Below are 26,421 nucleotides of genomic sequence, written 5' to 3' on the forward strand. Positions count from 1 at the left end.
TAAGCGGCACTAGGCCCTCTGCAATCACTGAGTTTTCTTTATGAAAACTCAGCGTTGCAGAGGGTTCCAAGGAGAGATAACACCAAGTGCCGCTAAGGGAACCCGACTTGATTTTTCACGACCTCTTCGTATGGCTTCTGCAGTCAGTCCACAGGGGGCCTTGATTGTATTGCGTTTTTCGGTGTCTATGTATGGCTTCCACTCAAGTTTTAGGAGCGTTCAGTATGGAAAGTAAGAGAAATGAAAACAGGAAGACGACAGTGGCGGTGATCGGTGGTGGAGCGGCCGGGATGATGGCGGCGATCGAGGCGGCGCGGGCCGGGGCGATCGTAACGCTGATCGAGAAGAATCCGCAGCTGGGGAAGAAGCTGGCGATGACGGGTAACGGGCGCTGCAATTACACGAATCTCGATATGAGTGATCGGATCGGTGGGAAGTTCCGGGGCTTTCATCCGGAGTTTGTGGCACCGTCGCTGGATGCGCTGCCGCCGGAGGCGGTGCTGGACTGGTTCCGTGCGATCGGGGTGGAGCCGCGTTTCCGTGGAAGCTATGTCTATCCGAATTCGGATCAGGCGAGTGCTGTCGTGGATGCGCTCCGGGAGGAGCTTCACCGTCTGTCGGTGAAGGTGTACTATAACGCGGAGGTGAAGAGCGTGCAGCGTGTCGACGCGGATGCGGAGTTTTCGGCTGCAAAGGCGTCCATGCCGGGGAAAGCTGCGTCTGCGTCGGAGATTCGCGAGAAGAGGAACGCTGGATATTTTATGATTCAGTGTACGGATGCGACGGTGAAGGCAGATCGAGTGATCCTCGCGGCGGGTTCGAAGGCGGCACCGAAGACGGGCTCGAACGGGGACGGATACTTCATCGCGCGGAAGCTGGGGCATACCATCGTGCCGTATGTGCCGGCACTCTGCGGGATCCGCTGCGCCGGAGATGCGTTTCGGGCACTCGCCGGGATCCGTACAGAGGCGGCGCTCGAGCTGGTGATCGACGGGCACAGTGTCGACCGTGAGGCCGGGGAGCTTCAGCTCGTCGATTATGGGATCTCGGGCATCCCGGTGTTCCAGCTGTCCCGTTATGCGGCGTATGCGCTGCAGGAGGGGAAGAAGGCCGCGGTCTACATCAATTTCCTGCCGGGATTCACAGAAGCAGGTGCAGCAGTACGAAATTCGAAACGAGCGTCTTCGGCTTCTGGGATTTCGACGATCGAAGTATCGGCGGCAAAAAATGCGCAGAATGCGCGAGCAGAGGTGTCGTGCTGTGCTGCAAAGGCAGAGGACCCGAAGGACCTCGCGGTTCAGCTGTACCGGCAGCGGCAGGAGCGGCTCGCGGGGCGGAAGATGGAGAGCTTCTTTACGGGGCTGCTGCACCAGAAGCTTGGGCAGCTTCTGCTTCGGATGGCGAGCGTGCGTCCAGAGCTTCCGGTCGCGGAGCTCAGTGAGAAGCAGCTTCGAAGCCTTGCATCCCTCAGTGTTCGCTTCAAGGCAGAGTGTGTCGAGATGAACGGCTTCCTGCAGGCACAGGTCGTGGCCGGTGGTGTCGACACGACGGAGGTTGATCCGGGCACCATGGCTTCCCGTCTCGTCCCGGGCCTCTACTTCGCCGGTGAAGTCCTCGACATCGACGGCATCTGCGGCGGCTACAACCTCCAGTGGGCCTGGGCCTCCGGCTTCGTCGCCGGGCGGCACGCCGCAGTGTGACCGTTCAGACAGGGGGCCCGGCGGGACGACAACGGAGGCACAGTACTACGAGACCGGTTCAATCTAAGCCGGGGACCCTAAGCGGCACTAGGCCCTCTGCAATCGCTGAGTTTTCCTGATGAAAACTCAGCGTTGACAGAGGGTGCTAAGGAAAACAGACAAGGAGACGATGCCATTAGATGCGCCTACGGCGCGGGCATCGTCGCTTGATTTTGCCACCTTGGTGGCAAAACGGCCTCGCCGCCCGGGGGCATCCATGCGCCAAAGGCGCATGGATATTTACCAAGTGCCGCTAAGGGGACCCGGCTTGATTTCACACGGTCTCTACGTATGGCCTCCGTTGTCGCCCCGCCTGGTCCCCTTGTCTGAACAGTCACGCTGCTGTCTGTATTTTTCGTGAAACGCAGTCGTAAATCTTGCGTATATTTAAAATTAATAGTAAAATATTTATAAAATTTAGTGATCGGGTACATGATTTGTTGTAATAGGATCAAACATGCACTGTAAATGTCCGGGTTTTAGTACTCTGTCTGATGAGTGTTTCGCGATATAGAGGGGAGTATCACGCGTGAACAAAATGTTGCATAAGATCCAGCTGACGATGACCATCATCTTTTCGCTCGGTATCCTGATGGTGGCGATCGTCGTGACGGGTCTTACGTTGTCCAGCTCGAATACGACCCTGCGGCAGCAGGTGTCGGTGCTGGTGTCGGCGAATTCGAAGCAGCTGGAACTGAATATCGATAACTATATCCGGGAGGTTCAGCAGAAGGCGGCCCTCCTTTTTTCCAGTGAGGAGTACTATGGCTATGATCCGCTGGATACGACGCTTGATGATTATAAAAAGCTGCAGCGGGAGAAGGCCATCAACGAGAAGATCGTCGATCTCGGGATCATGGAGAACTTCTCGGATTTCGGCATCATCTACAGTGATGAAAGCACGATCGGCTGGATCTCACAGGTGACGAAGGCGATGTTCCCGAAGGGCGGCATGTATGAGACCTTCGCGAAGACCATACAGAATCCGCAGACGTCGGACGGCTGGTCCTTCGGCATCAACGGAAATTATGACCGTCTCTACTACACGAAGCGTCTGAATCCGCATGCGCTCGTCGTGGCGTCCATCTATAACCGCGAGCTCGAGAGTGTGTTCGAGCTCCCGAAGGCACTGAACGATATGACGGTACGTCTGGTCAATGCAGACGACCAGATCCTGTACTCGAGCCGTCAGCGTGAGGTTTCCACCATGCTTCCGGAGCATATCGTATCGCTTTTGAGTGGTGTCGAGAGCGGCAGCGTAATGGACAGCGAGTATCTCGTGACGAAGGACAGCTGCCAGAACGGCTGGCACGTCATCTGTACGATTTCCGTGGAGTCGATGACACGTGAAAATTCCATCGCCGCGCAGAAGACGATCTTGATCGTCGCCTGCATCTGCTGTGTGCTGATCCTCGGCGGTATCTTCGTCTATACCGTATTCAACCGTTCGGTATCCGGCATCGTAACCGACTTGAATGATAAGGCGAGTCATGATCTCATGACCGGACTTCTGAATAAAGCTTCCTTCGAAAGCTTCGTCACGAACGAGATCGCGGCGGTTTCCGAAACGCAGGTGAGCAGCTTCATCATGCTCGATCTCGATAACTTCAAGAAGGTGAACGACCAGCTCGGCCACAGTGTCGGGGATGAGGTCATCATCCGAATGGCGAAGCTGCTCCAGAATGCCTTCACCGAGAATGTGCTGATCGGACGTATGGGCGGTGATGAGTTCGCCATCTACCGAAACTATCCGGAACTTTCCTTCGAGGAGGCGAACGAGATGGCGCATGACGAGATCCATCATCTCTATAACTGCTTCAAGCGGGAGTTCGAGAAGGAACGGGATATCTGCCAGATTTCCGTGAGCTCCGGCATCTATCTGATGGATAAGGGAAAATATCATTTCGAGGACGTCTATAAGCGTGCAGACAGTGCCCTCTATGAGGCGAAGCGCAGCGGAAAGGCGCGTCCGAACTATGTTTCGTAAGGTGGTGAGACGGGATGAGAAAAATCGCATGGAAAAAATTATTGGCATGCACCCTGATCTCAGCATTGGCCCTCAGCACCGGTGGCTGCAGCTTCTGGCACCAGCGCGTGCTCGGTGAGGGCACGCAGACGATCTACCGGCAGGATACGGAGCAGACGGCGATTTCCTACGCCTGGTGGGGAAATGACGCACGCCACCAGTACACGCTGACCGGTATCCAGGTCTTCGAGGAGAAGAATCCGGACATTCGTGTGAACCACACCTATGGTGTGTGGGACGGCTACGAGACGCGCAATCAGGTGTTCATGAAGAGCCATACGAACGCAGACGTCATGCAGATCAACTATTCCTGGCTGCATACCTACTCGCCGGATGGGACAGGCTACTATAACCTCAACTACCTGACGGATGTGCTGGATCTCAGCCGCTATACGGAGGCGGATCTCGCACTCGGTACGGTGAACGGGCATCTGAATGCGATCCCGATCGCCTACAATATGTCGGTGTTCTTCTATAACAAGGATGTCTATGACCGCTATGGGCTCGACATCCCGGAGACCTGGGATGATCTTTTCCAGGCGGCGGAGCAGATGTCGAAGGATGGGATCTATCCGATCGGCATGGTGAAGAAGCATTTGTTTCTGTGCCTCGTTGCGCATTTCGAGCAGACGACGGGCCGGGTGCTGTTCACGGCGGATGGAAGCTACTGCGGAACAGCGGAGGACTGGGTGGAGATCCTCGACTTCTATAAGCAGCTGCTGGAGAAGAAGGTCATTCCGCGGGTAGAGGATTTCGACGCGACGGATTTCGAAAACGGGACGACGGCAGGGGCCGGCTGCTGGGCGAGTGATGCGACGCGCTACTGCGCGGAGCTCTCTAAGTCCGGGGTCAATGTCGTCATCGGGAACAACATCAAGGAGCCGGGGGCGCTTCGCAGCGGCTGGTACACGAAGCCGGCGACGCTCTATGCGATCAGTGCGACGACGCAGCACCCGAAGGAGGCGGCGCGCTTCCTGAACTTCCTCATCAACGACGCAGATATGGCGCGGCTGCAGGGCACGGAGAAGGGTGTACCGATTTCAGAGCGGGCGCTGGATGCGCTGAAGAGTTCGCGGCAGGTGGATTCGCTCGAGTATGCGGCGGCGCAGGAGATCAGGGAGATGCAGGATGAGAACGCGATCATGATTCCGCAGCTGGAATCGACGACCGTGATGGATGCCTTCAAGAACACGGCGGATAAGTATTTATATGGGAAGGAGAGCCTGGAGGCGTGCGCGGCGGAGATCAACGCGCAGCTGCAGGGAAACTCCTAAAAAAATAAACAGTGGCCGGAGGGCAGGCAGCGGAAACGCAGTACGGCAAACAGCCGGAGGGCAGACATCGGAAACACAGTACGCCCTGCGGCGGTAAATTCTAAAACAGGACCCCTAAGAAACACTAGGCTCCTTCCAATCACCGGGTTTTCTTTATGAAAACCCGGCGTTGGAAGGAGTGCTGAGGAAAAATTACTCCAAGTGTTTCTAAGGGGTCCTGTTTTGAATTTACACGTCCTCGGCGTATGGTTTCCGATGTCTGTCCTCCGGCTTATTTGTGATCGTGCATAGGTTTTCCGCTGCCTGTCCTCCAGCCTGCTACGTGTCTATAATTTGTAGCAGTTCAGCCGGGTTTCTTTCTAAATCCAGCTGGTTTTTGGGGGCGCTTACCCGGGGCGCCTCTTCTCGTTTGCCTGCCCACCCCCGGCGTACATCTTTTATCTACTCACATATCGGCCCGCCCCATGCAGGCAAACAAATAATCGGCGCCTGTTTCAGGCCGAGCGGGTGAGGCTGTATCAAAACCGTGAATAACAGGTATGATGGGGTAACGGTAAGAGGGGCTCCAGGTCCAAACTAGGGCATGTCCTATCCAATATGGCTTGATTTTGAAAATACTGGATATGTTTTTGAACTGGAATAATAGAGGAAGGCTGGAAAATATCCACTCTTAATCGATTTTGAAAATGCTGGATATGAAAAGCCTTATTTTACAAGAGGAATCCGGGATCGAGTATCCAGTATTTTATAAATGAAGGTATATTGGATATACGCTTATGGAAATTCTTCTTAGAAGCCCGAAATACATATCCACTATTTGAAAAATCCAGGTAGATTGGATGGTACGCATATATGCGTATGCCTGATTTTACGGAAAACTATCCAATATTTGCCCGATTATGAAATAGTGGATATCTTAGCATCGTGCGCTAAAATGATAAACGATGTTAATATTATCCACTATTTCATAATCCGCCAGTTATTAGATGAAACCATCGATTTTCATCTTTTTCGCCCGGGTTGCCAGAAGTTTGAGGGCTCCTCATGAGCGGGGGTGGGACCAGAACGTATAGTCATCCACGAATCCTATGGGGTGGGCGAATGAGGAGCAGCCTCAAACTTCCATGGAGAGCCAGGGGGATGGACTGTTACTATGATTTCGTATTTCTCCTGTTTTGTGTTATGATGGCAGTGTTTTGTTAATGGTCGGAGTGGAGCTCCCCGGAGCGCTGCCTGCGATGGTGGGTTCTGAACGGTGAATCAGTGCCTCTCATTTGAGGCGTTTGAATAAAGGAGTTTTTATGATTAAGGTGAATCAGGTGAAGCTTCCGGTGACGGCGTCGGTAAAGATGCTGCGGCTTCAGTGTGCGAAGCTGCTGGGGGTGAAGCCGGCGGAGATCGCGACGCTGGAGGTGCTGCGGCGGTCGATCGATGCGCGGAAGCGGCCGGAGATTTTCTTCAGTTATACGCTGCTGGTGGAGCTGGAGGGTGGTCTTCGGGCGGAGGAGAAGCTGGTGAAGCGGCTTCGGAACCGGGATGTCCAGATGGGCGAGCGGGTCGAGTATCGTGCGCCGGAGCTCGGTGAGAAGATCGGGAACGTGCCTCGGCGTGACTACTTCCGGGAGGAGGCGCATCGTCCGGTGGTCGTGGGCTTCGGTCCGGCTGGGATGTTTGCGGCGCTGATCCTCGCGCGTGCCGGGATGCATCCGATCGTGTATGAGCGTGGTGCGTCGGTCGAGGATCGTGTCGAGGATGTCGAGCGTCTCTGGGCGACAGGCGAGCTGAAGCCGGACTCGAATCCGCAGTTCGGTGAGGGCGGCGCTGGAACATTCTCCGACGGAAAGCTGAACACGCTGACGAAGGATCCGGATGGGCGCAGTCGTTTCATCCTGAATCTGTTCGTCGGCTATGGGGCAGATCCCTCCATCCTCATCGACGCGAAGCCGCATGTCGGGACGGACTGTCTCGTCGATGTCGTGCGCGGAATTCGCTATGAGATCGAGGCGCTCGGCGGTGAGATTCACTTCCATACGAAGTTTACGTATGATCCGGTGCGGGACAAGGATCGGAAGATCATCCTCGCGATCGGTCACTCGGCGCGCGACAGCTATGAGGAGCTCTACGCAGCCGGTCTCCACATGGAGGCGAAGGACTTCGCGATGGGCTTCCGTGTACAGCATCCGCAGGCGATGATCGATGCGGATCTCTATGGTGCGGTGGATGCGGAGACGCGGCGGGCGCTCGGGCCGGGTGCCTACAAGTTGACGCACACGAGTGCGAAGAATGGGCGTGGTGTCTACAGCTTCTGCATGTGTCCGGGCGGCTATGTCGTGAACAGCTCGTCGGAGCCGGGGCGTCTCTGCGTGAACGGGATGAGCTATCATGCCCGGGACGGGAAGAATGCCAATGCTGCCATCATCGTGTCGATTCGGAAGACGGATTATGATGGGGCGGCCCATCCGCTCGGCGGCATCGCACTGCAGCGAACGCTGGAGGAGCGGGCATACCAGCTGCTGGATGGCCGTGTGCCGGTGCAGACCTACGGGGATTTCAAGGCGGATCGCGAAACCACCGACGAAACGGTCGGGAGCATTGGCCCAGAAATCAAGGGGCAGTACGGCTACAGTCGGCTGAACGGGCTGTTCTGCTTCCCGGCGGACTCGTCCTATGCGGCGCTCAATGAGTTTAACGAGACCTTCATCGAGGGGATGGAGAGCTTCGAGCATAAGCTGCATGGCTTCGCGCAGGACGATACGCTGCTCTGTGGCATCGAGGCGCGGACCTCGAGTCCGGTGCGGATTCCGCGAGGTGAGGACTTCTGTTCGAACATCCGGGGGCTCTATCCGTGCGGCGAGGGTGCCGGCTATGCGGGCGGTATCATGAGCGCGGCGATGGACGGCATGAAAGCCGCGGAAGCACTTGTCAAGTCGTATAATTAATTATAGAATATTCCATTATTTGTTTTTTATTTTCGTTCGACGCCTCGGAGGGATGGCAGCAGAAACACAGTACTCCGAGGCGTCTGTCTGAAATGAATCATAGAATATTTCAGTTCTCGGGAGTGTTATGGAAAAAACGAATCATGAGATGAGAGCAAGTTTAAAAAATAAGAAGCGGATCGTGATTAAGGTGGGGTCCGCGAGCATCACCCACAAGGAGACGGGGAGTCTGGATCTTCGGAAGATCGAGAAGCTGGTGCGTGTGATTTCGGATCTGAATGCGGAGGGGAAGGATGTGATCCTCGTGTCGTCGGGTGCGATCGCGACGGGGCGGAGTGTGATCGGGATGCATCGTCGTCCGCGGAGCATGGCGGAGAAGCAGGCGTTCGCGGCGATCGGGCAGGCGCGTCTCATGATGACCTACCAGAAGATTTTCTCGGAGTACAGTGTGATCGCGTCGCAGGTGCTGCTGACGAAGAACATCATGCTCGATCCGCGTTCACGTATGAATGCGACGAACACCTTCCTCGAGCTGCTGAATCTTGGCACAGTGCCGGTCGTCAATGAGAACGATACGGTGTCGACGTCGGAGATCAATCAGGTCGAGTCCTTCGGGGATAATGACCAGCTGGCGGCGATCGTCGGTGCCGTGGTGCATGCGGATCTGGTGATTCTGCTGTCGGATATCGATGGTCTCTTCACGGACGACCCGAAGAAGAATCCGGATGCGGAGTTTATCCCGTTCATTCCGGAGATCAATGCGGACATCCTCGAGATGGGGAAGTCGGACAGCGGGTCCAATGTCGGCACCGGGGGCATGAGTGCGAAGCTCGCGGCGGCACGGATTTCGACGGACAGTGGTGCGGATATGGTGATCGCGCGTTTCACGAGTGCGGATGTGATCACGGAGATTCTCGAGGGAGAGAATGTCGGCACGCTGTTCGCAGCACATGAAAATAAGGATTTTGATCTCGTACAGTATCTCGAGAGTGAGGAGAATGCATAATGGTTACAGAGCAGGATATCAAGCGTATCAATGAGCTTTATCATAAGTCGAAGGAGGGCAGCGGCCTTAGTGAGGAGGAGAAGGCCGAGCAGGCGACGCTTCGCCGTGCCTATATCGATTCCGTGAAGGCGAACCTCGGCGTGTACCTGAAAGACATCAAGAACGCGTCGAAGCAGTCCGAGCAGGACGCCGCAGACGCCTTCGACCCGAAGACGAAGGCGCAGCAGGCGATGGCTGCGACCGACGCCCAGCTCGATGCCGAGAAGGCCATGGCGGAAACCGACCAGGAACTGAAGGAAGAGAAAGGGGTCTGACCCCGAAAAGTAGGCAGGGGCCCGGAGGGGTGGCAACGGAGGCACAGTACTCCGAGACCGGTGAACTCTAAGCCGGGGACCCTAAGCGGCACTAGGCCCTCTGCAATCACTGAGTTTTCTTTATGAAAACTCAGCGTTGCAGAGGGTTCCAAGGAGAGATAACACCAAGTGCCGCTAAGGGAACCCGGCTTGATTTCACACGGTCTCTACGTATGGCCTTCGTTGCCACCCCTCCGGGGGAACCCTGCCTGAGCGGTTACAAGTTGACTTCCGGGCGGCCAAGGGGTCTGACCCCCGCGTAGTGCCTGACGTCCCGTAGATTTAGCCGGAAGGGGGTCGGACCCCGGAAAGCAGTAGGAAGTGACGGGAGGCCAAGGGGTAAGACCCCCGCGTAGCGGTTGATGTCTCGTTGATATAGCCGGAAGGGGGTCTGACCCGGAAAGTATCGGGAAAGCCAAGGGGTCTGACCCCCGCGTAGTGCCTGACGTCCCGTGAATTTAGTCAGAAGGGGGTCGGACCCGGAAAGTATCGGGAAAGCCAAGGGGTCTGACCCCCGCGTAGTGCCTGACGTCCCGTGAATTTGGTCACAAGGGGGTCGGACCCCTGATTGTTAAGGGAAGTCACTCGTGACCCCTGAAAGAAGAAAGTAGAGGGAAACATGATCGATCTTGAGCGAATCGGTGCGGATGCGCGTGCAGCGGCGCGGACGCTGGCGGTGCTGGATGCAGCGAAGAAGAATCAGGTGCTGAGGATGGCGGCGGATGCCCTCGATCGGGAGGAAAACCAGGCGGCGATCCTCCGGGGCAATGCGGAGGATCTCGCCATCGCAGATCAGAATCAGATGCCGGCGGGGCTCCGGGATCGTCTGCGGCTCACAGAGGAGCGTCTCCATGCGATGGCGGATGCGATCCGTGACATCGCGTCTCTCGAGGATCCGGTCGGCGAGCTGCTGTCCGAGACGACGCGCCCGAACGGGCTCCGGCTTCAGAAGGTGGCGGTGCCGATCGGTGTGATCGGGATCATCTACGAGGCGCGTCCGAACGTGACGAGCGATGCCTGGTCCCTCTGCTTCAAGACGGCGAATGCCGTGATCCTGAAGGGTGGGTCGGATGCGATCCACTCGAACCTCGCGATTACGAAGGTCCTCCGGAGCGCCATCGAGGCCGCCGGCATTGACCCGAACGTACTGCAGCTGATCGAGGCGACGGATCACGAGACGACGAACCGCTTCATGCAGATGAATGAGTACGTGGATGTGCTGATCCCGCGCGGTTCGCATCGGCTGATCCAGGCGGTCGTGCGCAATGCTTCCGTGCCGGTCATCGAGACCGGAGCCGGGAACTGTCACATCTTCCTCGACGCAAGTGCGGATGTGGCGAAGGCCGTGCCGATCGTGTTCAACGCGAAGACGCAGCGCATCGGTGTGTGCAATGCCTGTGAGTCGCTGGTTGTGGATGCAGAGGTGCTGTCGACGGTGCTCGTGCCGGTGATTCGGAAGCTGCAGGAGATGCAGGTCGAGGCGTACTGTGATGCGCCGAGTTACGCGGCGGTGCAGGCGGCGGCAGCGGCCGGGGAGGGCATCGACATGCGCCTCGTGCATGCGGCGACGGAGGAGGACTTCACAACGGAGTACCTCGACTATAAGATCTCGGTGAAGACGGTGCACTCGGTAGCGGAGGCGATCTCGCACATCAACCGCTGCAGCACCGGGCACAGTGAGTCGATCATCACGGAGGATGCGGCGCATGCGGAGCAGTTCCTGAACGGGATCGACAGTGCCTGTGTCTACTGGAACGCGTCGACGCGCTTCACGGATGGCGGCTGCTTCGGCTTCGGTGCCGAGATCGGGATCTCGACTGGAAAGCTGCACGCGCGTGGCCCGATGGGACTTCGAGAGCTCACCACCTATAAATATAAGATCTACGGAGATGGACAGATCCGTTGAATTCTGCAGGGCCCTGAAGGGGTGGCATCTGAAGCACAGTACTTCGAGACCGGTGAACTCTAAGCCGGGGACCCTAAGCGGCACTAGGCCCTCTGCAATCACTGAGTTTTCTTTATGAAAACTCAGCGTTGCAGAGGGTGCTAAGGAAAATGACGCAAGGAGACGATGCCATTAGATGCGCCTACGGCGCGGGCATCGTCGCTTGATTTTGCCACCAAGGTGGCAAAACGGCCTCGCCGCCCGGGGGCATCCACGCGCCAAAGGCGCATGGATATATACCAAGTGCCGCTAAGGGGACCTGACTTGATTTCACACGGTCTCTACGTATGGCGTCTGTTGTCGGTCCTCCGGGGACCTTTGGCTGAACTGCTACCAATACTTGGAAATATAGAAAGTTGATTTGATTTATGGATTACATTATAGATTTTAAAGAAATCGTGGAGCAGGCACCGGCGGAGGAGCCGGCGCGGCAGTACTATTTCATGGACCGTGTCCGTGAGCTCGTGGAGATGAAGAAGCAGGAGGGCTATGCGGCGCACTGTATGGTCGAGGTCATGGGCTGTCAGATGTCGGCGAAGGATGGTGAGAAGCTGCTCGGTATCCTGGAGCGCTGCGGCTACACTGTGACGGAGGATGACCGGGATGCGGATGTCGTGCTGTTCACGACCTGTACGGTGCGGGAGAATGCGAACATGAAGCTGTACGGTCGGGTCGGCCGTCTGAAGCATCAGTACGAGCGCCGCGATGGGATGATCATCGGTATCACCGGCTGCATGATGCAGGAGAAGGACGAGGTCGAGGGGATCCGGAAGCGCTATCCGTACGTGCGTCTCGTCTTCGGTACGCACAATGTCTACAAGCTCGCGGAGCTTCTGTACCAGACGCTCGTCACCGGGAAGCGGACCTTCGAGGTGCTCGAGGATACGAAGATGATCGTCGAGGAACTGCCGAGTGACCGTCGCTACCGCTTCAAGGGCGCGGTGAACATCAGCTACGGCTGTAATAATTTCTGCACCTACTGTATCGTGCCGTACGTGCGTGGTCGGGAGAAGTCGCGTAATGCGACGGCGATCCTCCGTGAGTGCGAGCAGCTGATCGCGGATGGCTGTCTCGAGATCACCCTGCTCGGTCAGAATGTCAATTCCTATGGCAATGACATCCCGGGCAGCACGAGCTTCCCGGAGCTGCTCGCCGCCGTGGCAGAGCTGCCGGGTCTCCGGCGCGTACGCTATATGACCTCGAACCCGAAGGATCTCTCGGATGAGCTCATCGAGGTGATGAAGACGCACCCGAACATCGAGCGGCACATTCACCTGCCGCTGCAGTCCGGCTCCAGCGCGATTCTCAAGCGCATGAACCGGCACTATACGAAGGAGAGCTACCTCGCACTCGTGGAGAAGATCCGCCGGGAGCTGCCGGAGGTGGCGCTGACCACCGACATCATCGTGGGCTTCCCGGGTGAGACTGAGGCGGACTTCCAGGATACCGTGGAGGTCGTGCAGCAGGCGCAGTTCGACGCGGCGTACACCTTCATCTACAGTAAGCGGACGGGCACACCGGCGGCGAGCTACGAGCAGGTGCCGGAGGAGGATGTGAAGGACCGCTTCGCCCGGCTTCTTAAAATCGTGCAGGAGAGCTCGGCGGCGAACGAGACCCGCGACCTCGGAAAGACCATGGAGGTCCTCGTCGAGGATGAGAACAAGAACCAGGAGGGCTACCTCACGGGACGGCTCTCAAACAGCGTGCTCGTGCACTTCCCGGGCCCGAAGGAGCTGATCGGCACCATGCAGATGGTGAAGCTTACGGAGTCGAAGGGCTTCTACTACTTCGGCGAGCTCGTCGGACGGCAGTCGGAAGCATAGTACTGCGAGACCGGTTCAATCTAAGTCAGGGACCCTAAGCGGCACTAGGCCCTCTGCAATCGCTGAGTTTTCTTCATGAAAACTCAGCGTTGCTAGAGGGTGCTAAGGAAAATGTACCAAGTGCCGCTAAGGGGACCTGACTTGATTTCACACGGTCTCTACGTATGGCTTCCGGCTGCTGTCCGCCGAGCTACGTCTTGACTTAACGACGTTTCAACAGTGACGGGCGGAAGACAGATGTGTGCATTGGCCTGCGGGGCGCAGGCAGCGAAAGGAAACAGATGGCTGAGAAAAAGTTGTCGCCGATGATGGCGGAGTACCTCGAAACCAAGAAGCAGTATCCGGACTGCATCCTCTTTTATCGGATCGGCGATTTCTACGAGATGTTCTATGAGGATGCGAAGACCGCGTCGTCGGTGCTGGATCTGGTGCTGACCGGGAAGGACTGCGGACAGGCGGAGCGGGCACCGATGTGCGGCATCCCGTTTCATGCGGCGGACAGCTATGTGACGCGTCTCGTGGGTGCGGGCTATAAGGTGGCCATCGCGGAACAGCTCGAGGATCCGAAGCTTGCGAAGGGACTCGTGAAGCGAGGGGTCATCCGCGTGGTGACACCGGGAACATTGACCGCCGAGCAGGGGCTCGATGAGACGAAGAACAACTTCCTCATGAGCATCTTCTACGATGCGTCGGGCTTCGGCGTGAGCAGCGTCGATGTGTCGACCGGCGAGTTTCTGACGACGACCTGCGGCACGGTGAAGGAGGTGCTCGATGAGCTGAGCCGCTTCCAGCCAGCGGAGATCGTGTGTAATCAGGCGTTTATGATCTCGGGCGCGGATACGGATTTCATCAAGGAGCGCTTCAATCTGATCATCACGGAGCTCGAGGATGGGGTGTATAAGGATGAGGCGGCGACGAAGCTGCTCGAGGAGCACTTCCATGCGAGCATTCAGGGAATCGGCCTCGCGGACCGGGATCTATCGCGCCTGAGTGCGGCGGCGGCACTGCACTATGTCTATGAGACGCAGAAGAACAGCGTCGCGCATATCTCGAACATCCGCTACTACGCAAGCAGCCAGTACATGATCATCGACACGGCGACCCAGCGGAATCTCGAGCTGATCGAGACGATGCGGGAGAAGAAAAAGCGTGGCACGCTGCTCTGGGTTCTCGACAAGACCCGGACGGCGATGGGCGCACGTATGCTCCGTCGTTTCCTCGAGCAGCCGCTCATCGACCGGGCGCAGATCCTCGCGCGGCAGGACGCGATCGAGGAGCTCTGCGGGCACTATATCGACCGGGAGGAGATGTCCGAGTACCTGAACACCGTCTACGATTTCGAACGTCTGCTCGGAAAGATCTGCTATAAGACGGCAAATCCGCGGGATCTCATCGCCTTCAAGCAGTCGCTTCGCATGCTGCCGGATATCCGGCAGGAGCTCGGGCTCTTCCAGTCACCGCTTATGAAGGAGATCTATGAGGGCATCGACGAGATGCAGGAGCTCTACCAGCGTATCGACCAGGCGATCGTGGAGGATCCGCCGGTATCGAGCCGCGATGGCGGCATCATCCGGGAGGGCTACCACGCGGAGGCGGACCGCTACATGCAGTCGAAGCTGAACGGTAAGCAGTGGCTCGCGGAGCTCGAGCAGCGGGAGCGGGAGCGCACGGGGATCAAGACCCTGAAGGTGAAGTTCAACCGTATCTTCGGCTACTGTATCGAGGTGACAAACAGCTTCAAGGACCTCGTGCCGGCGGACTATATCCGGAAGCAGACCCTGACGGGTGCGGAGCGCTACACGACGGAGGAGCTCGAGAAGCTTCAGAATGAGATCCTCGGTGCGGAGGAGAAGCTGCACCAGCTCGAGTACGAGCTTTTCTGCGATGTGCGGGATACCATCGCGGAGAATGTGCAGCGCGTGCAGAAGACCTCGCACTATGTGGCGCTGCTCGACTGTCTGATCTCGCTGTCGAAGGTCGCGACGAGCAACAACTACTGTCGTCCGGAGATCAACGAGGCGGGGCGTATCGATATCCGGGATGGGCGTCATCCGGTCATCGAGAAGCTGCTCCAGGATGGGATGTTCGTGACCAATGATACCCGCCTAGACGATGCGAAGGACCGGATCGCCATCATCACCGGGCCGAACATGGCCGGTAAATCGACCTACATGCGGCAGGTGGCGCTGATCGTGCTGATGGCGAGCATCGGCTCCTTCGTGCCGGCGAGCCATGCGGATATCTCGATCTGCGATCGTATCTTCACGCGGGTCGGCGCGAGCGACGACCTCGCGTCCGGTCAGTCGACCTTCATGGTGGAGATGAACGAGGTGGCGAATATCCTTCGGAATGCGACGACGAAGTCGCTGTTGATCCTCGATGAGATCGGTCGCGGTACCTCGACCTTCGACGGCCTCAGCATCGCCTGGGCCGTGGTCGAGTACATCGCGAAGGTCGTTCGGGCGAAGACTCTCTTCGCCACGCATTATCACGAGCTCACCGAGCTCGAGGGACGGCTGGACGGCGTCAACAACTACTGTATCGCGGTAACCAACCACGATCAGGATATCGTGTTCCTCCGGAAGATCATCCCTGGGGGCGCCGACCAGTCGTACGGCATCGACGTGGCGAGCCTCGCCGGCGTGCCGCGCCCGGTCATCGAGCGGGCGAAGGAGATCGCCGCGGAGCTCAGCGACGCGGATATCCTCGCGAAGGCGCGCGAGCTCGACTGCGAGCCAGGCTTCCGTCAGGAAAGCCTCGCGCTCGAGGAGAGCGGCGCCGGCGCGGACGGAGACCTGTCCTTCGATGCCGCGGATGCGGCGAAGGGCATGGTCGCGGAGCGGATGCCCGAGGCTACGCGCGGAGCAGCTGGCTCCACAGCCGACGGCACAGCCCCGGCAGGTGCAGCGACACCAGCGGGTACGGCAGGTACCGAACCGGCGCTCCCGGCATCGATCCGCGACGCCCTCGACTACCTCCGCAGCATCGACATCAACCACATGACCCCGCTCGACGCCATGAACACCCTCTACGAACTAAAGGACCGCTTCCAGCTGTCATAACATGTCCGCGAGGCCAAGGGGTCAGACCCACGCTTTACGGCCTGAGTCCCGTAAATTCAGCCATTCGGGGGTCTGACCCCAGTAACTTCCGGGAGTTAATGCAGCTCCGACCGTAAACTATCGGGAGGCCAAGGGGTCAGACCCACTTCTATCGTTTATGCCCCCTTGAATCTATCCACAAGGGGGTCTGACCCCGGTGACTTCCGGGAGCCATCAGGACTCCGACTCTATGAATCGAGGATTGACACATGAAAATCAACATTTTAAGTGATGAGACCATCAATCAGATTGCGGCTGGCGAGGTGATCGAGCGGCCGCTCAGTGTCGTGAAGGAGCTCCTCGAGAACGCCATCGATGCTGGCAGCACCGCGGTCTCGGTCGAGATCCACGACGGCGGCATCTCCATGATCCGTGTGACGGATAACGGCGGCGGCATCGCAGAGGAGGATGTGCGTAATGCCTTCGTCCGCCATGCCACCTCGAAGATCCGCGATGCCCGCGACCTCCTCAGTATCCAGACACTCGGCTTCCGCGGTGAGGCCCTCGCCTCCATCGCCAGTGTCGCCCGCGTCGAGCTGATCACGAAGACCCCGGGTGCCCTCATGGCTGTGCATTACCAGATCGAAGGCGGTGTCGAGAAGGATTTCGCCCAGATCGGCGCACCCGACGGCACGACCTTCATCGTGCGGGATCTCTTTAAAAACGTCCCGGCGCGCCGTAAATTCCTGAAAAGTCCGCAGGCCGAAGCGGCCCGGATCCAGGATATCCTGGAGAAAGAAGCATTGGCCCACCCGGAGGTCGCTTTCCGCTACCTGCAGGACGGCCGCCAGCTCCTCGCGACGCTTGGCAACGGCTCCCTCCTGGACGTGGTCTACTCGATCTACGGCCGCGACGTCACGAACCAGCTCATCACCGTGAACCGCGCCTACCAGCGCTCGGCCCTCACCGGACTCCCGGCGGTCACCGTCCGCGGCTTCATCGGAAAGCCTGTGATCACCCGCGCGAACCGCAACTTCGAGCTCTATTTCGTGAACGAGCGCTTCGTGAAGAACCCGATGATCATGAAGGCGATCGAGGACGGCTACCGCGCCTTCCTCATGCAGCACAAGTTCCCGTTCGTCGTGCTGATGATCGACGTGAATCCGGAGATCGTCGATGTGAACGTCCACCCGCAGAAGCTCGAGGTGCGCTTCTCCGACGGCATGCTCATCTATAACTCCGTCCTCGACGCCGTGCAGAACGCCCTCCGCCAGACGGAGCTGATCGTAAACACGGATCTGGACAATGCTGCCGACGGCAGAGGCGCACACGCCGCCACTTCGACTGGCAGCGGAAGTGCCGTGCCGAAACCCCCGGTCATGCCACATGTCGAGCCGTTCGAAAAGAAGCGCGTGGAGGCGACTCGTGAAGTCTTCGCGGAAGCCCTCCGCCCGCAGCTGCACCCGGACGCCGCTCCGAAGGAGGACATCTACCTCCAGGGACAGCCACGCAACGGCAACAGCGGAAGCCATGACGGACTCCATGAGCGGAGAAGCGAAGCGGAGATGCCGCGTGCCGTGACCTCATCGTCTGATACCGTGACAGCCGCAGGAGAACAGAAAGCTACTGTTGCTGAACGTCTTTCGACAGATGATGTTTCAGTCACGAAGGACATTCAGGCAGCCGCTGGAACGAGCGCTGTTCCGATGGTGCACGAAGTGAAGGAAGCAGGCAATGCATCTGCGATTTCTGCCTCTTCGGAAGAGAAGAGTACCGTTGCCGACGCTGCATTATCCGCGTCGTCTGAGATGGTGAGCGCACCAGCGCCATCCGCGTCATCGGAGACCACGGCACCCGCACCAGCGCCACAGAAGCCGGAGCAGGAAACCCTGTTCTCAGATCGCTTCCTCAGTGAACAGGCGCGCACCGCGCACCGTATCATCGGGCAGGTCTTCGAGACCTACTGGCTCGTCGAGTACGGTGATAAGCTCTACATCATCGACCAGCACGCCGCCCACGAGAAGGTGAACTTCGAACGCATGATGAAGCGCCTTCGAGAGAAGAAGCCGGCCAGCCAGTACCTGAATCCACCGATTCTTCTGACCCTGACCGCCGACGAAGCCCGTGTCCTTGAGGAGCACATGAGCTACTTCGAAAAGCTCGGCTATGTGATTTCCAGCCTCGGGGATCGCGACTACAGCATCTCCGCCATCCCGACCGACCTCCCGGAGCTCGGAAAGAAGGAGCTCCTCCTTGAGATCCTCGATGAGCTCACGGACGAAGCCGGCATGACGACCCCGGATACCATCTACGACAAAATCGCTTCGATGTCCTGCAAGGCCGCCGTCAAGGGCAACAACAGACTCAGCCTCATGGAAGCCGACGCCCTCATCGGCGAGCTCCTGACACTCGAGAACCCGTACGCCTGCCCGCACGGCCGTCCGACGATCATCTCGATGTCGAAAACAGAACTGGAGAAAAAGTTTAAAAGAATTGTCTGAATACCAGACATTCATGTAAGGCGGGCCGCAGGAAGCCCTCCGGCCACCGAAAGGAAGCAGAGACTATGAATATCAACATTGCGAAGAGACCGCTCATCATCCTCGCCGGCCCGACCGCCGTAGGGAAGACGAGCACCTCGGTGGCGCTCGGGAAAGCGCTCGACGGTGAGATCGTCTCGGCGGATTCCGTCCAGGTCTACCGAGGCCTCGACATCGGCTCTGCGAAGGTGACGAAGCAGGAGATGGAGGGTGTTCCGCACCACCTCATCGACGTCATCGACGTCGACACCGATTATGACGTGCAGGCCTTCCAGCAGATGGCGTCGGAAGCGATCGACGGCATCTACCGGCGCGGCCATATCCCGATTCTCGTCGGCGGCACCGGCTTCTATATCCAGGCGCTTCTCTATGGCATCGACTTCACGGAAGAGGATGCTACGAAGCATCAGGAAGTATCGGCCCGCCTCCAGGCGATCGCCGACCAGCCGGGCGGCGCAGAGCAGCTCTACGAGCGCCTCCGTGAGGTCGACCCGGCGTCGACCGAAAAGATCCACGCCCACAATATCCGCCGCGTGATCCGTGCCCTCAGCTTCTACGAGCTCCACGGCACCCCGATCTCAGCCCATAACGAAGAGGAGAGGGCGAAGACCGCTATTTACGACAGTGTTTTCTTCGTCCTGAACGACGAACGAGAGAAGCTCTACGCGCGCATCAACCAGCGCGTCGAGGGGATGCTGTCGGACGGCCTCCTCGACGAGTGCATCCGGCTCCGTGCCCGAAACCTGCCGCCGGAGCGCACCTCGATGAAGGGGATCGGCTACCGCGAGGTCCTCGCGGCGCTCGACACGATCCTCGCGTATCAGAAGGGGATTTCCGTCGAAGAAGCCTCGAAATCCGTGGTTTCCGAGGCGGAACTCCGGGCCCTTCCGCTTGAAACCCCGGAGAATCGTGTTATAATGGCTCAGGCTGTCGCTAAGATTCAGCAGAACTCGCGGAATTATGCGAAGCGCCAGCTCACCTGGTTTCGCCGCGAACGCGACGTCCACTGGGTCGAGCTTCAGAATTTTGAATATAAGAAGGAAAAGATAGTAGAATGGATAATCGAGACATGTTCCGTGCACTGGGCATAAAGGAAGAAGTATATACACTCTGTGAGGAGGCCCTCGCCGACCTCCGCGACCGCTTCGCAGAAATCGACAGCATCGCCGAGTACAATCAGCTGAAGGTCGTGAAGGCCTTCCAGGACGCGCACGTATCCGAGGCGCATCTCTATGGCACCACCGGCTACGGCTACGACGATATCGGTCGAGATACCCTCGAGCAGGTGTATGCCAATGTCTTCGGCACCGAGGATGCACTCGTCCGCTCACAGATCACCTCCGGCACACACGCCCTCGGCATCGCCCTCGCCGGCAACACCCGTCCGGGGGACGAGATCCTCTGTCCGGCCGGCGGCCCGTATGACACCCTAGAGGAGATCATCGGCATCCGTCCGTCGATCGGCAGCCTCGCCGAGTACGGCATCACGTACCGTCAGGTCGACCTGCTGCCGGACGGCGGCTTCGACTACGACGGCATCCGTGCCGCCATCAACGAGCGTACGCATCTCGTCGAGATCCAGCGCTCGAAGGGCTACGCAAGCCGGGATACCTTCTCTCCGGAGCGCATCGGCGAGCTCATTGCCTTCGTGAAGTCCATCAAGCCGGACGTGATCTGCATGGTCGATAACTGCTACGGTGAGTTCACCCGCCGTGAGGAGCCGTCCCTGTACGGAGCCGACATGGTCGTGGGCTCCCTCATCAAGAACCCGGGCGGCGGACTCGCGCCACTCGGCGGCTACATCGCCGGCACGAAGGACTGCGTGGAGCGTGCAGCCGTACGCCTCACGACCCCGGGCCTCGGTAAGGAGGTCGGTGCTTCCCTCGATAACAACAAGCTGTTCTACCAGGGCCTCTTCATGTCCCCGGTCATCACGGCCAATGCTGAGAAAACCGCCATCTTCGCTGCAAAGGTGTATGAGCGCTTAGGTTTCCAGTGCCACCCGAGTGCAGACACCACCCGCTACGACATCATCCAGGCGATCACCCTCGGCTCCGAGGAGGCCATGGTCGCGTTCTGCCAGGGCATCCAGGCAGCCGCACCGATCGACAGCTTCGTCACCCCGTATCCGGATGATATGCCGGGGTACGACAGCAAGGTCATCATGGCGGCCGGTGCCTTCGTTCAGGGCAGTTCCATCGAGCTCTCTGCCGACGGCCCGATCCGTGCACCGTACAACGTCTACTTCCAGGGCGGCCTCACCTGGTACCACGGAAAGCTCGGCATCATGATGTCCGTACAGAAGATGCTGGAAAAGGGCCTCATCACGATTTAAATATTAAAAAACAAGACACAGAATCATCACAAAACCGTAAACTCTTAGGCGTTTACGGTTTTGCCGCTTTATGTTAGAATAAGGCATCGTGGGCTCCATGTTCTTCCCTGGGACAAGGAGTAAATATGTGTAATAAATGGAATAATCTGAAACCTGAGGAGATGCCGTACGAGAAGTGCATGACGCTGGGGGCGGAGAGCCTCACCGACGCGGAGCTCCTCGCGATCCTGCTGCGCACCGGCACGAAGAATCACACGGTGCTGGAGGTGGCAGAAAAGGTGCTGTCCATGAATCCGGAATTTGACGGACTCGTCGGGATGATGCACTTTACGCCGGAGGAGTACCGGCAGGTGGAGGGGATCGGCTATGTGAAGGCCGTTCAGCTCAGCGTCGTCGGTGAAATCGCGCACCGCATCTGGCAGCGGGCGAAGAGAGTGAAGCATACCGTGTTTTCACGCCCTGAGCTGGTGGCAGAGTACTATATGGAGGATCTCCGGTATCTCGACCATGAGGTCGTCCGCATCCTCTACCTCGACTACCAGATGCAGCTTCTGAAGGATAAGCTCCTTTCGACCGGCACCTGCTGTCGCTCTGCGATTTCATCACGGGAGATCTTCATCGAAGCGCTCGGCATTCATGCCGCCTGCTTCATCATGGTGCACAATCACCCGAGCGGAGATCCGGCACCGTCGGAGGAGGATATCAAGTTCACGCGTGAGCTGGAGCAGGCCGCACAGCTCGTCGGGATACGCCTCATCGATCATGTCATCATCGGCGACCATCGCTATATCAGCTTCAGAGAACAGGAATTAATCAGTGGAAAACAGGAAGAGTAAATATATCTTTATTGTTCTTACGGTACTATGCGTCATGATGATCGTCCTTTCGAGCGTAAAGGACGGTCTCATGAACCCGATCCGAAACACCATCGGCTATGTGCTGGTGCCGCTCCAGACCGGCGTGAACCGCGTGGGCTACGGGCTCTATGAGGAGCTCGAGGACCATCGCAGCCTGAAGGCCGTACAGGAGGAGAACAAGCGCTTAAATGAACAGATCGACCTGCTCACGGAGGAGAACAACCGGCTCGCCCAGAACGAGGGCGAGCTGAGTCGCCTCCGTGATCTTTATGCCCTGGATCAGGATTACCTTCAGTATGAGAAGGTAGCCGCCCGCGTCATCGCAAAGGATTCCGAGAACTGGTTCCAGGTCTTTCGTATCGATAAGGGCTCCCAGGACGGCATCCGCGTCGATCAGAACGTCATGGCGAACGGTGGACTCGTCGGCATCGTGACCGACGTCGGCCTGAATTACGCGACCGTCCGTTCCATCATCGACGACGAGTCCCGCGTTTCTGCGATGTGCCTGCAGTCGAGCAGCACCTGCATCGTCGCCGGCGACCTGACCCTTTACCAGCAGGGACGGCTCCGCATCACCGACATGCAGAAGGACGCGACGATCCAGGACGGTGACCGCATCGTCACCTCCAACATCTCCTCGAAGTTCATGCCGGGGATCCTCATCGGCTACGCCGTCGATATCCAGGATGACGAGAAGAAGCTGATGAAGACCGGCTATCTGATTCCGGCAGCCGATTTCGATGATCTCACCGAGGTCCTCGTGCTGAAGGATGTAAAGTCTGACCACTTCCTCGACACGAATGAGGGACAGGATGTCCTGATGAAGAACCTGACGGACACGACGGCCGCCGAGGAGAGTGCTGCCACCGAGGAGAGTGCAACCGCCGAGGAGAGTGCCACTGCAGCAGACGGACAGAGCATCGCGTCCACGGAGGCGTCTTCACAGTGGTCCGGGATGGAAGGGCTGACGCCGCTCAGCGACATCACCGGCGAGACGAGTGCCTCTGACGAGAGCACAGACGAGAATGCAGGGTGAGGTCGGATAGGATATGAACGCAGTTACGAAACGAAAATTACCGAAATGGAAGCCTTTGAAGCGGAAGACGAAGCAGCGTCTTCGTATCCTCTTTTATATCGCATCCCTGGGGCTTGCGTTCCTGATTCAGACCAGCGTATTTCCGCTGATTCCGTTTCTCGCCGCTTCCCCGAACCTGCTGCTGATCCTGACCTTCTCCTTCGGCTTCCTGCACGGCAGTCTGCCGGGCATGATCTACGGACTCGGTGCCGGCCTCCTGATGGACCTTTTCTATTCCGGTCCCTTCGGCTTCTACAGCCTGGTCTTCGTCCTGATCGGCTATCTCAACGGCTTCTTCAGCCGCTTCTACTACGAAGAGTACATCACCCTGCCGATGTTCATGTGCGTATTCAATCTCATGATCTACCACATCTACATCTATGTGTTCCGCTTCCTGATCCGACTGAAGCTGAATCTTCTGTACTATGGACTGCACGTCGTATTGCCGTCCATCGTATTTTCACTGCTCGTCACACTGGTACTGTATCGTTTCTTCTTCTCCGCCCATGAGCGGATCGAACGCTAGAGGAGTCTTCATTGTTCAAGGAATTACTGAGCGCAGTTAAAGAATTTATCATCCGTTTCATCAGCTCCCGTCTCTTTGCACTGGGGATGATTTTCACGCTTTTATTTGCGGTACTCGCAGGACGCCTGTTCGAGCTGCAGATCGTGAACGGAGATCAGTACCTCTCGGATTATCAGAACCGTACCCTGACGAAGGTGACCACGGTCGGTACGAGGGGCAATATCTATGACCGCGACGGTCGTCTCCTCGCGTATAACGAGCTTCAGTACAACATCACGATCGCCGACAACGGTGCCTACGACACGACGGATCAGGGCATCAACCGCCGGAATCTGATGCTGTATCACCTGACGGAGATCATCGAGAAGTACGGCTATTCCGTCGACGGACAGTATAAAATCCGGCTCGATGAGAATCATGAGTTTCAGTTCACGACGAGCTCGGAAAATGACCGGAAGCGCTTTATCGCGAACATTCGCGGGCGCAATGTCTCCGACCTAAGCGCCAAGGACTTTAACATAAGTGCACAGGAGGCCTTCAACACCTCGAAGCGTCGTTACCGCTTCGATAACATCAAGGATGAAAACGGCATGGCGATCGTCCTCGATGACGAGACCGCCCTCGATATGATCAACATCTTCTATACCATGCGTCTCACCGCCTACCAGCGCTACCAGACCACGACCATCGTAAAGAACGTGTCGAAGGAGTGCATGGCGGAGATCCTCGAGGCGAAGGGTGAGCTGCAGGGTGTCGATATCGAAAATGTTTCCGTACGAAAGTACAACTATGCGCCGTACCTGAGCCACATCGTCGGCTATACCGGCCAGGTCCGGGAGGATCAGCTCGCAGAGCTCCGAAAGATCGATGAGGGTTACGAGCTGAACGACACCGTCGGCGTCTGGGGTCTCGAGAAGAGCATGGAGTCCGAGCTGAAGGGACAGAAGGGCTACCGCGAGATGTACCTGAACTCCGTCGGCTCTGTCCTCGAGGTCGTCTCGGAATCCGAGGCGAAGGCGGGCAATGATATCTATACCACCATCTCCGCGAACGACCAGATCGCGATCTACCACCTGCTCGAGCAGGAGCTGGCCGGCATACTCGCATCGAAGATCGTCGAATCGGATGCTCCGCAGAACGTGCAGGTAAAGCAGTCCCAGATCACCATCCCGGTGAAGGACGCCTACTTCCAGCTCATCAATAATAACGTGCTGGATTCCGCCCATTTCGCCGAGGCTGCGCCGGGCAGCGCCGAGCGCCAGATCGCGGACATCTTCGCGGACAATAAGGAAAAGAAGCTTCAGCGCATCGAGCAGGAGCTCCTGAACCCGAGTACGAGTGAACTGAATGCGCTTCCGAAGGATATGCAGGCCTTCATCGTCTACATCTATGACTATCTTCTGAGTGACGCCTCGGGTATGATTCAGAGCTCGAATCAGAAGTTTAAGGATTCGGAGGCCTACCAGGCATGGCGAAACGACACCATCAGTCTCCACGACTTCATCATCGCCGGCCTCGAGGAGGCGTGGCTCGATACCTCGAAGCTGTCGCTTTCCGAAGATTACTATGATACCGAGAACATCTACCAGCTGCTCGTCGAGCAGCTGATGGTGCGGCTCCGGGACGATACGGATTTTGACAAGGTCCTTTATAAGTACGCGATCGCGGACAACACCCTTCAGGGCTACCTCTTACTGATGGCCCTCTTCGAGCAGGGCGTTCTCCCGGAGGATGCACAGGCCTACCTGCAGCTTTCAACCGGCGACGCGCACTATGCCTACACCTTCCTCGTGAAGAAGGTCCGGCAGATTGCATTGACCCCGGCACAGCTTGCGCTGGATCCGTGCAACGGCTCGGTCGTCGTGACGGATGTGAAGACTGGAAAGATCCGGGCCCTCGTGACCTATCCGGGCTTCGACAACAACCGGATCACGGACAGTGATTACCTCGCGAAGGTGAACAAGGACCTGTCCCTGCCGCTTCTCAACAACGCAACCCAGACCCAGCTCGCACCTGGTTCGACCTTCAAGCCGATCACCTCGATCGCGGCGATGGAAGAGGGCGTCATCGACCTCTCGACCATCATCGACTGTACCGGTATCTACAAGGACGTCGTACCGAACATCCGCTGCTGGATCTACCCGGAGAAGCATGGGGAGGAGAATATCATCGATGGTATCAAGAACTCCTGCAACTTCTTCTTCGCCGAGGTCGGCCATCGACTGGCGACGGATCCGAACGGCATCTACAGCCAGACTCTCGGTCTCGAGCGGATCGCAAAGTACGCCGCTGCCTTCGGACTCGATTCCCTCTCGGGCGTCGAAATCGATGAGACGAAGCCGCACATCTCGGATTACGATCCGGAGCGTTCTGCGATAGGTCAGGGTAATCATGCATACAATAACGTGCAGCTCGCCCGCTATATCACCGCTGTCGCAAACCGTGGCACAGTCTTCGACCTCTCGATCCTCGACAAGGTGACGGACTCCGACGGAAACGTGCTTCGTACGATCGAGCCGAAGGTGAAGGACCAGCTTGAGTTCAGCACGGTAACCTGGAACGCGGTGCAGACCGGACTTCGTGAGATGATCACGGATGGTGTCGCGAAGAACGTCTTCAGCGGTCAGAATATCCCGATCGCCGGTAAGACCGGTACCGCAGAGGAGCGTGAGGACCGTGGTAACCATGCGGTTTTCGTTTCCTACGCGCCGTATGACAATCCGGAGATCGCCGTCACCGTGAACATCCTGTACGGATATTCCTCCGGTAACGCCGCGAGTCTCGCAAACAACGTATACAATTACTGCTATGGCAAGGACAGTCTCGAGGCCATCCTTTCACGGGATGCGTCCTACGTTTCCTCGGTCAATGTTTCCGACTAAGCATCGTCACCTTCCTTTCCGTGTGTGCGCGTGCGCATGTGTAGGCAACAGGCGCTGCGC

At 57.8% G+C, this 26,421-nt stretch carries 15 protein-coding genes and 1 pseudogene; all 16 read left to right on the forward strand.

Annotation, left to right across the window (positions count from 1 at the left end; all coding sequences use genetic code 11):
• The first annotated feature begins 224 nt into the window (after window positions 1–224).
• On the forward strand, window positions 225–1,700 hold the full coding sequence (locus tag ACTNC3_RS07605) for an NAD(P)/FAD-dependent oxidoreductase (RefSeq protein ID WP_441227011.1): 1,476 nt from the start codon (window positions 225–227) through the stop codon (window positions 1,698–1,700).
• A gap of 577 nt (window positions 1,701–2,277) precedes the next feature.
• Window positions 2,278–3,726, forward strand: a complete 1,449-nt coding sequence (locus ACTNC3_RS07610) for a GGDEF domain-containing protein (RefSeq protein ID WP_441227037.1) — start codon at window positions 2,278–2,280, stop codon at window positions 3,724–3,726.
• Between the two features lie 14 nt (window positions 3,727–3,740).
• Entirely contained in the window at window positions 3,741–5,039 is a 1,299-nt protein-coding gene (locus tag ACTNC3_RS07615) for an ABC transporter substrate-binding protein (RefSeq protein ID WP_441227012.1), read from the forward strand.
• 1,301 nt (window positions 5,040–6,340) lie between these two features.
• The gene (locus ACTNC3_RS07620) at window positions 6,341–7,978 is read left to right on the forward strand and encodes an NAD(P)/FAD-dependent oxidoreductase (RefSeq protein ID WP_441227013.1); all 1,638 of its coding nucleotides are present in this window, start codon (window positions 6,341–6,343) and stop codon (window positions 7,976–7,978) included.
• A gap of 127 nt (window positions 7,979–8,105) precedes the next feature.
• Window positions 8,106–8,984: a glutamate 5-kinase gene (gene proB / locus ACTNC3_RS07625; RefSeq protein ID WP_441227014.1), complete on the forward strand. Its 879-nt coding sequence runs from the start codon at window positions 8,106–8,108 to the stop codon at window positions 8,982–8,984.
• Complete coding sequence (locus ACTNC3_RS07630) at window positions 8,984–9,298, forward strand: DUF896 domain-containing protein (protein WP_410043977.1); 315 nt, start codon at window positions 8,984–8,986, stop codon at window positions 9,296–9,298. The genes proB and ACTNC3_RS07630 overlap by 1 nt, the downstream gene beginning before the upstream one ends.
• A gap of 658 nt (window positions 9,299–9,956) precedes the next feature.
• Window positions 9,957–11,243, forward strand: coding sequence for a glutamate-5-semialdehyde dehydrogenase (locus tag ACTNC3_RS07635; protein WP_441227015.1), 1,287 nt, complete (start codon window positions 9,957–9,959; stop codon window positions 11,241–11,243).
• A gap of 407 nt (window positions 11,244–11,650) precedes the next feature.
• A complete protein-coding gene (gene miaB / locus ACTNC3_RS07640) occupies window positions 11,651–13,105 on the forward strand; it encodes a tRNA (N6-isopentenyl adenosine(37)-C2)-methylthiotransferase MiaB (RefSeq protein WP_441227016.1) in 1,455 nt (484 codons plus the stop codon).
• 281 nt (window positions 13,106–13,386) lie between these two features.
• Window positions 13,387–16,167: a DNA mismatch repair protein MutS gene (gene mutS / locus ACTNC3_RS07645; RefSeq protein WP_441227017.1), complete on the forward strand. Its 2,781-nt coding sequence runs from the start codon at window positions 13,387–13,389 to the stop codon at window positions 16,165–16,167.
• A gap of 248 nt (window positions 16,168–16,415) precedes the next feature.
• Window positions 16,416–18,647 carry a DNA mismatch repair endonuclease MutL gene (gene mutL / locus ACTNC3_RS07650; RefSeq protein ID WP_441227018.1) on the forward strand — a complete coding sequence of 744 codons (2,232 nt, stop codon included), beginning with the start codon at window positions 16,416–16,418 and terminating at the stop codon, window positions 18,645–18,647.
• A 65-nt stretch (window positions 18,648–18,712) separates the two neighbouring features.
• Window positions 18,713–19,777, forward strand: coding sequence for a tRNA (adenosine(37)-N6)-dimethylallyltransferase MiaA (gene miaA / locus ACTNC3_RS07655; RefSeq protein WP_441227019.1), 1,065 nt, complete (start codon window positions 18,713–18,715; stop codon window positions 19,775–19,777).
• A complete protein-coding gene (locus ACTNC3_RS07660; RefSeq protein WP_441227020.1) occupies window positions 19,741–21,021 on the forward strand; it encodes an aminotransferase class I/II-fold pyridoxal phosphate-dependent enzyme in 1,281 nt (426 codons plus the stop codon). Before miaA ends, ACTNC3_RS07660 begins: the two co-directional genes overlap by 37 nt.
• Window positions 21,022–21,146: 125 nt before the next feature.
• On the forward strand, window positions 21,147–21,857 hold the full coding sequence (gene radC, locus ACTNC3_RS07665) for a RadC family protein (protein ID WP_441227021.1): 711 nt from the start codon (window positions 21,147–21,149) through the stop codon (window positions 21,855–21,857).
• A pseudogene (mreC, locus tag ACTNC3_RS07670) lies at window positions 21,838–22,656 on the forward strand (rod shape-determining protein MreC); the annotation flags it as partial. The gene radC and the pseudogene mreC, both read left to right, overlap by 20 nt.
• 271 nt (window positions 22,657–22,927) lie before the next feature.
• A complete protein-coding gene (gene mreD / locus ACTNC3_RS07675) occupies window positions 22,928–23,479 on the forward strand; it encodes a rod shape-determining protein MreD (RefSeq protein ID WP_410043605.1) in 552 nt (183 codons plus the stop codon).
• Window positions 23,480–23,490: 11 nt separating this feature from the next.
• Entirely contained in the window at window positions 23,491–26,361 is a 2,871-nt protein-coding gene (locus tag ACTNC3_RS07680) for a penicillin-binding transpeptidase domain-containing protein (RefSeq protein ID WP_441227022.1), read from the forward strand.
• The last annotated feature ends 60 nt before the right edge of the window (window positions 26,362–26,421 follow it).

The organism is Oribacterium sp. HCP3S3_B9, from assembly GCF_052064255.1.
In the GTDB taxonomy this organism is placed as follows: domain Bacteria; phylum Bacillota; class Clostridia; order Lachnospirales; family Lachnospiraceae; genus Oribacterium.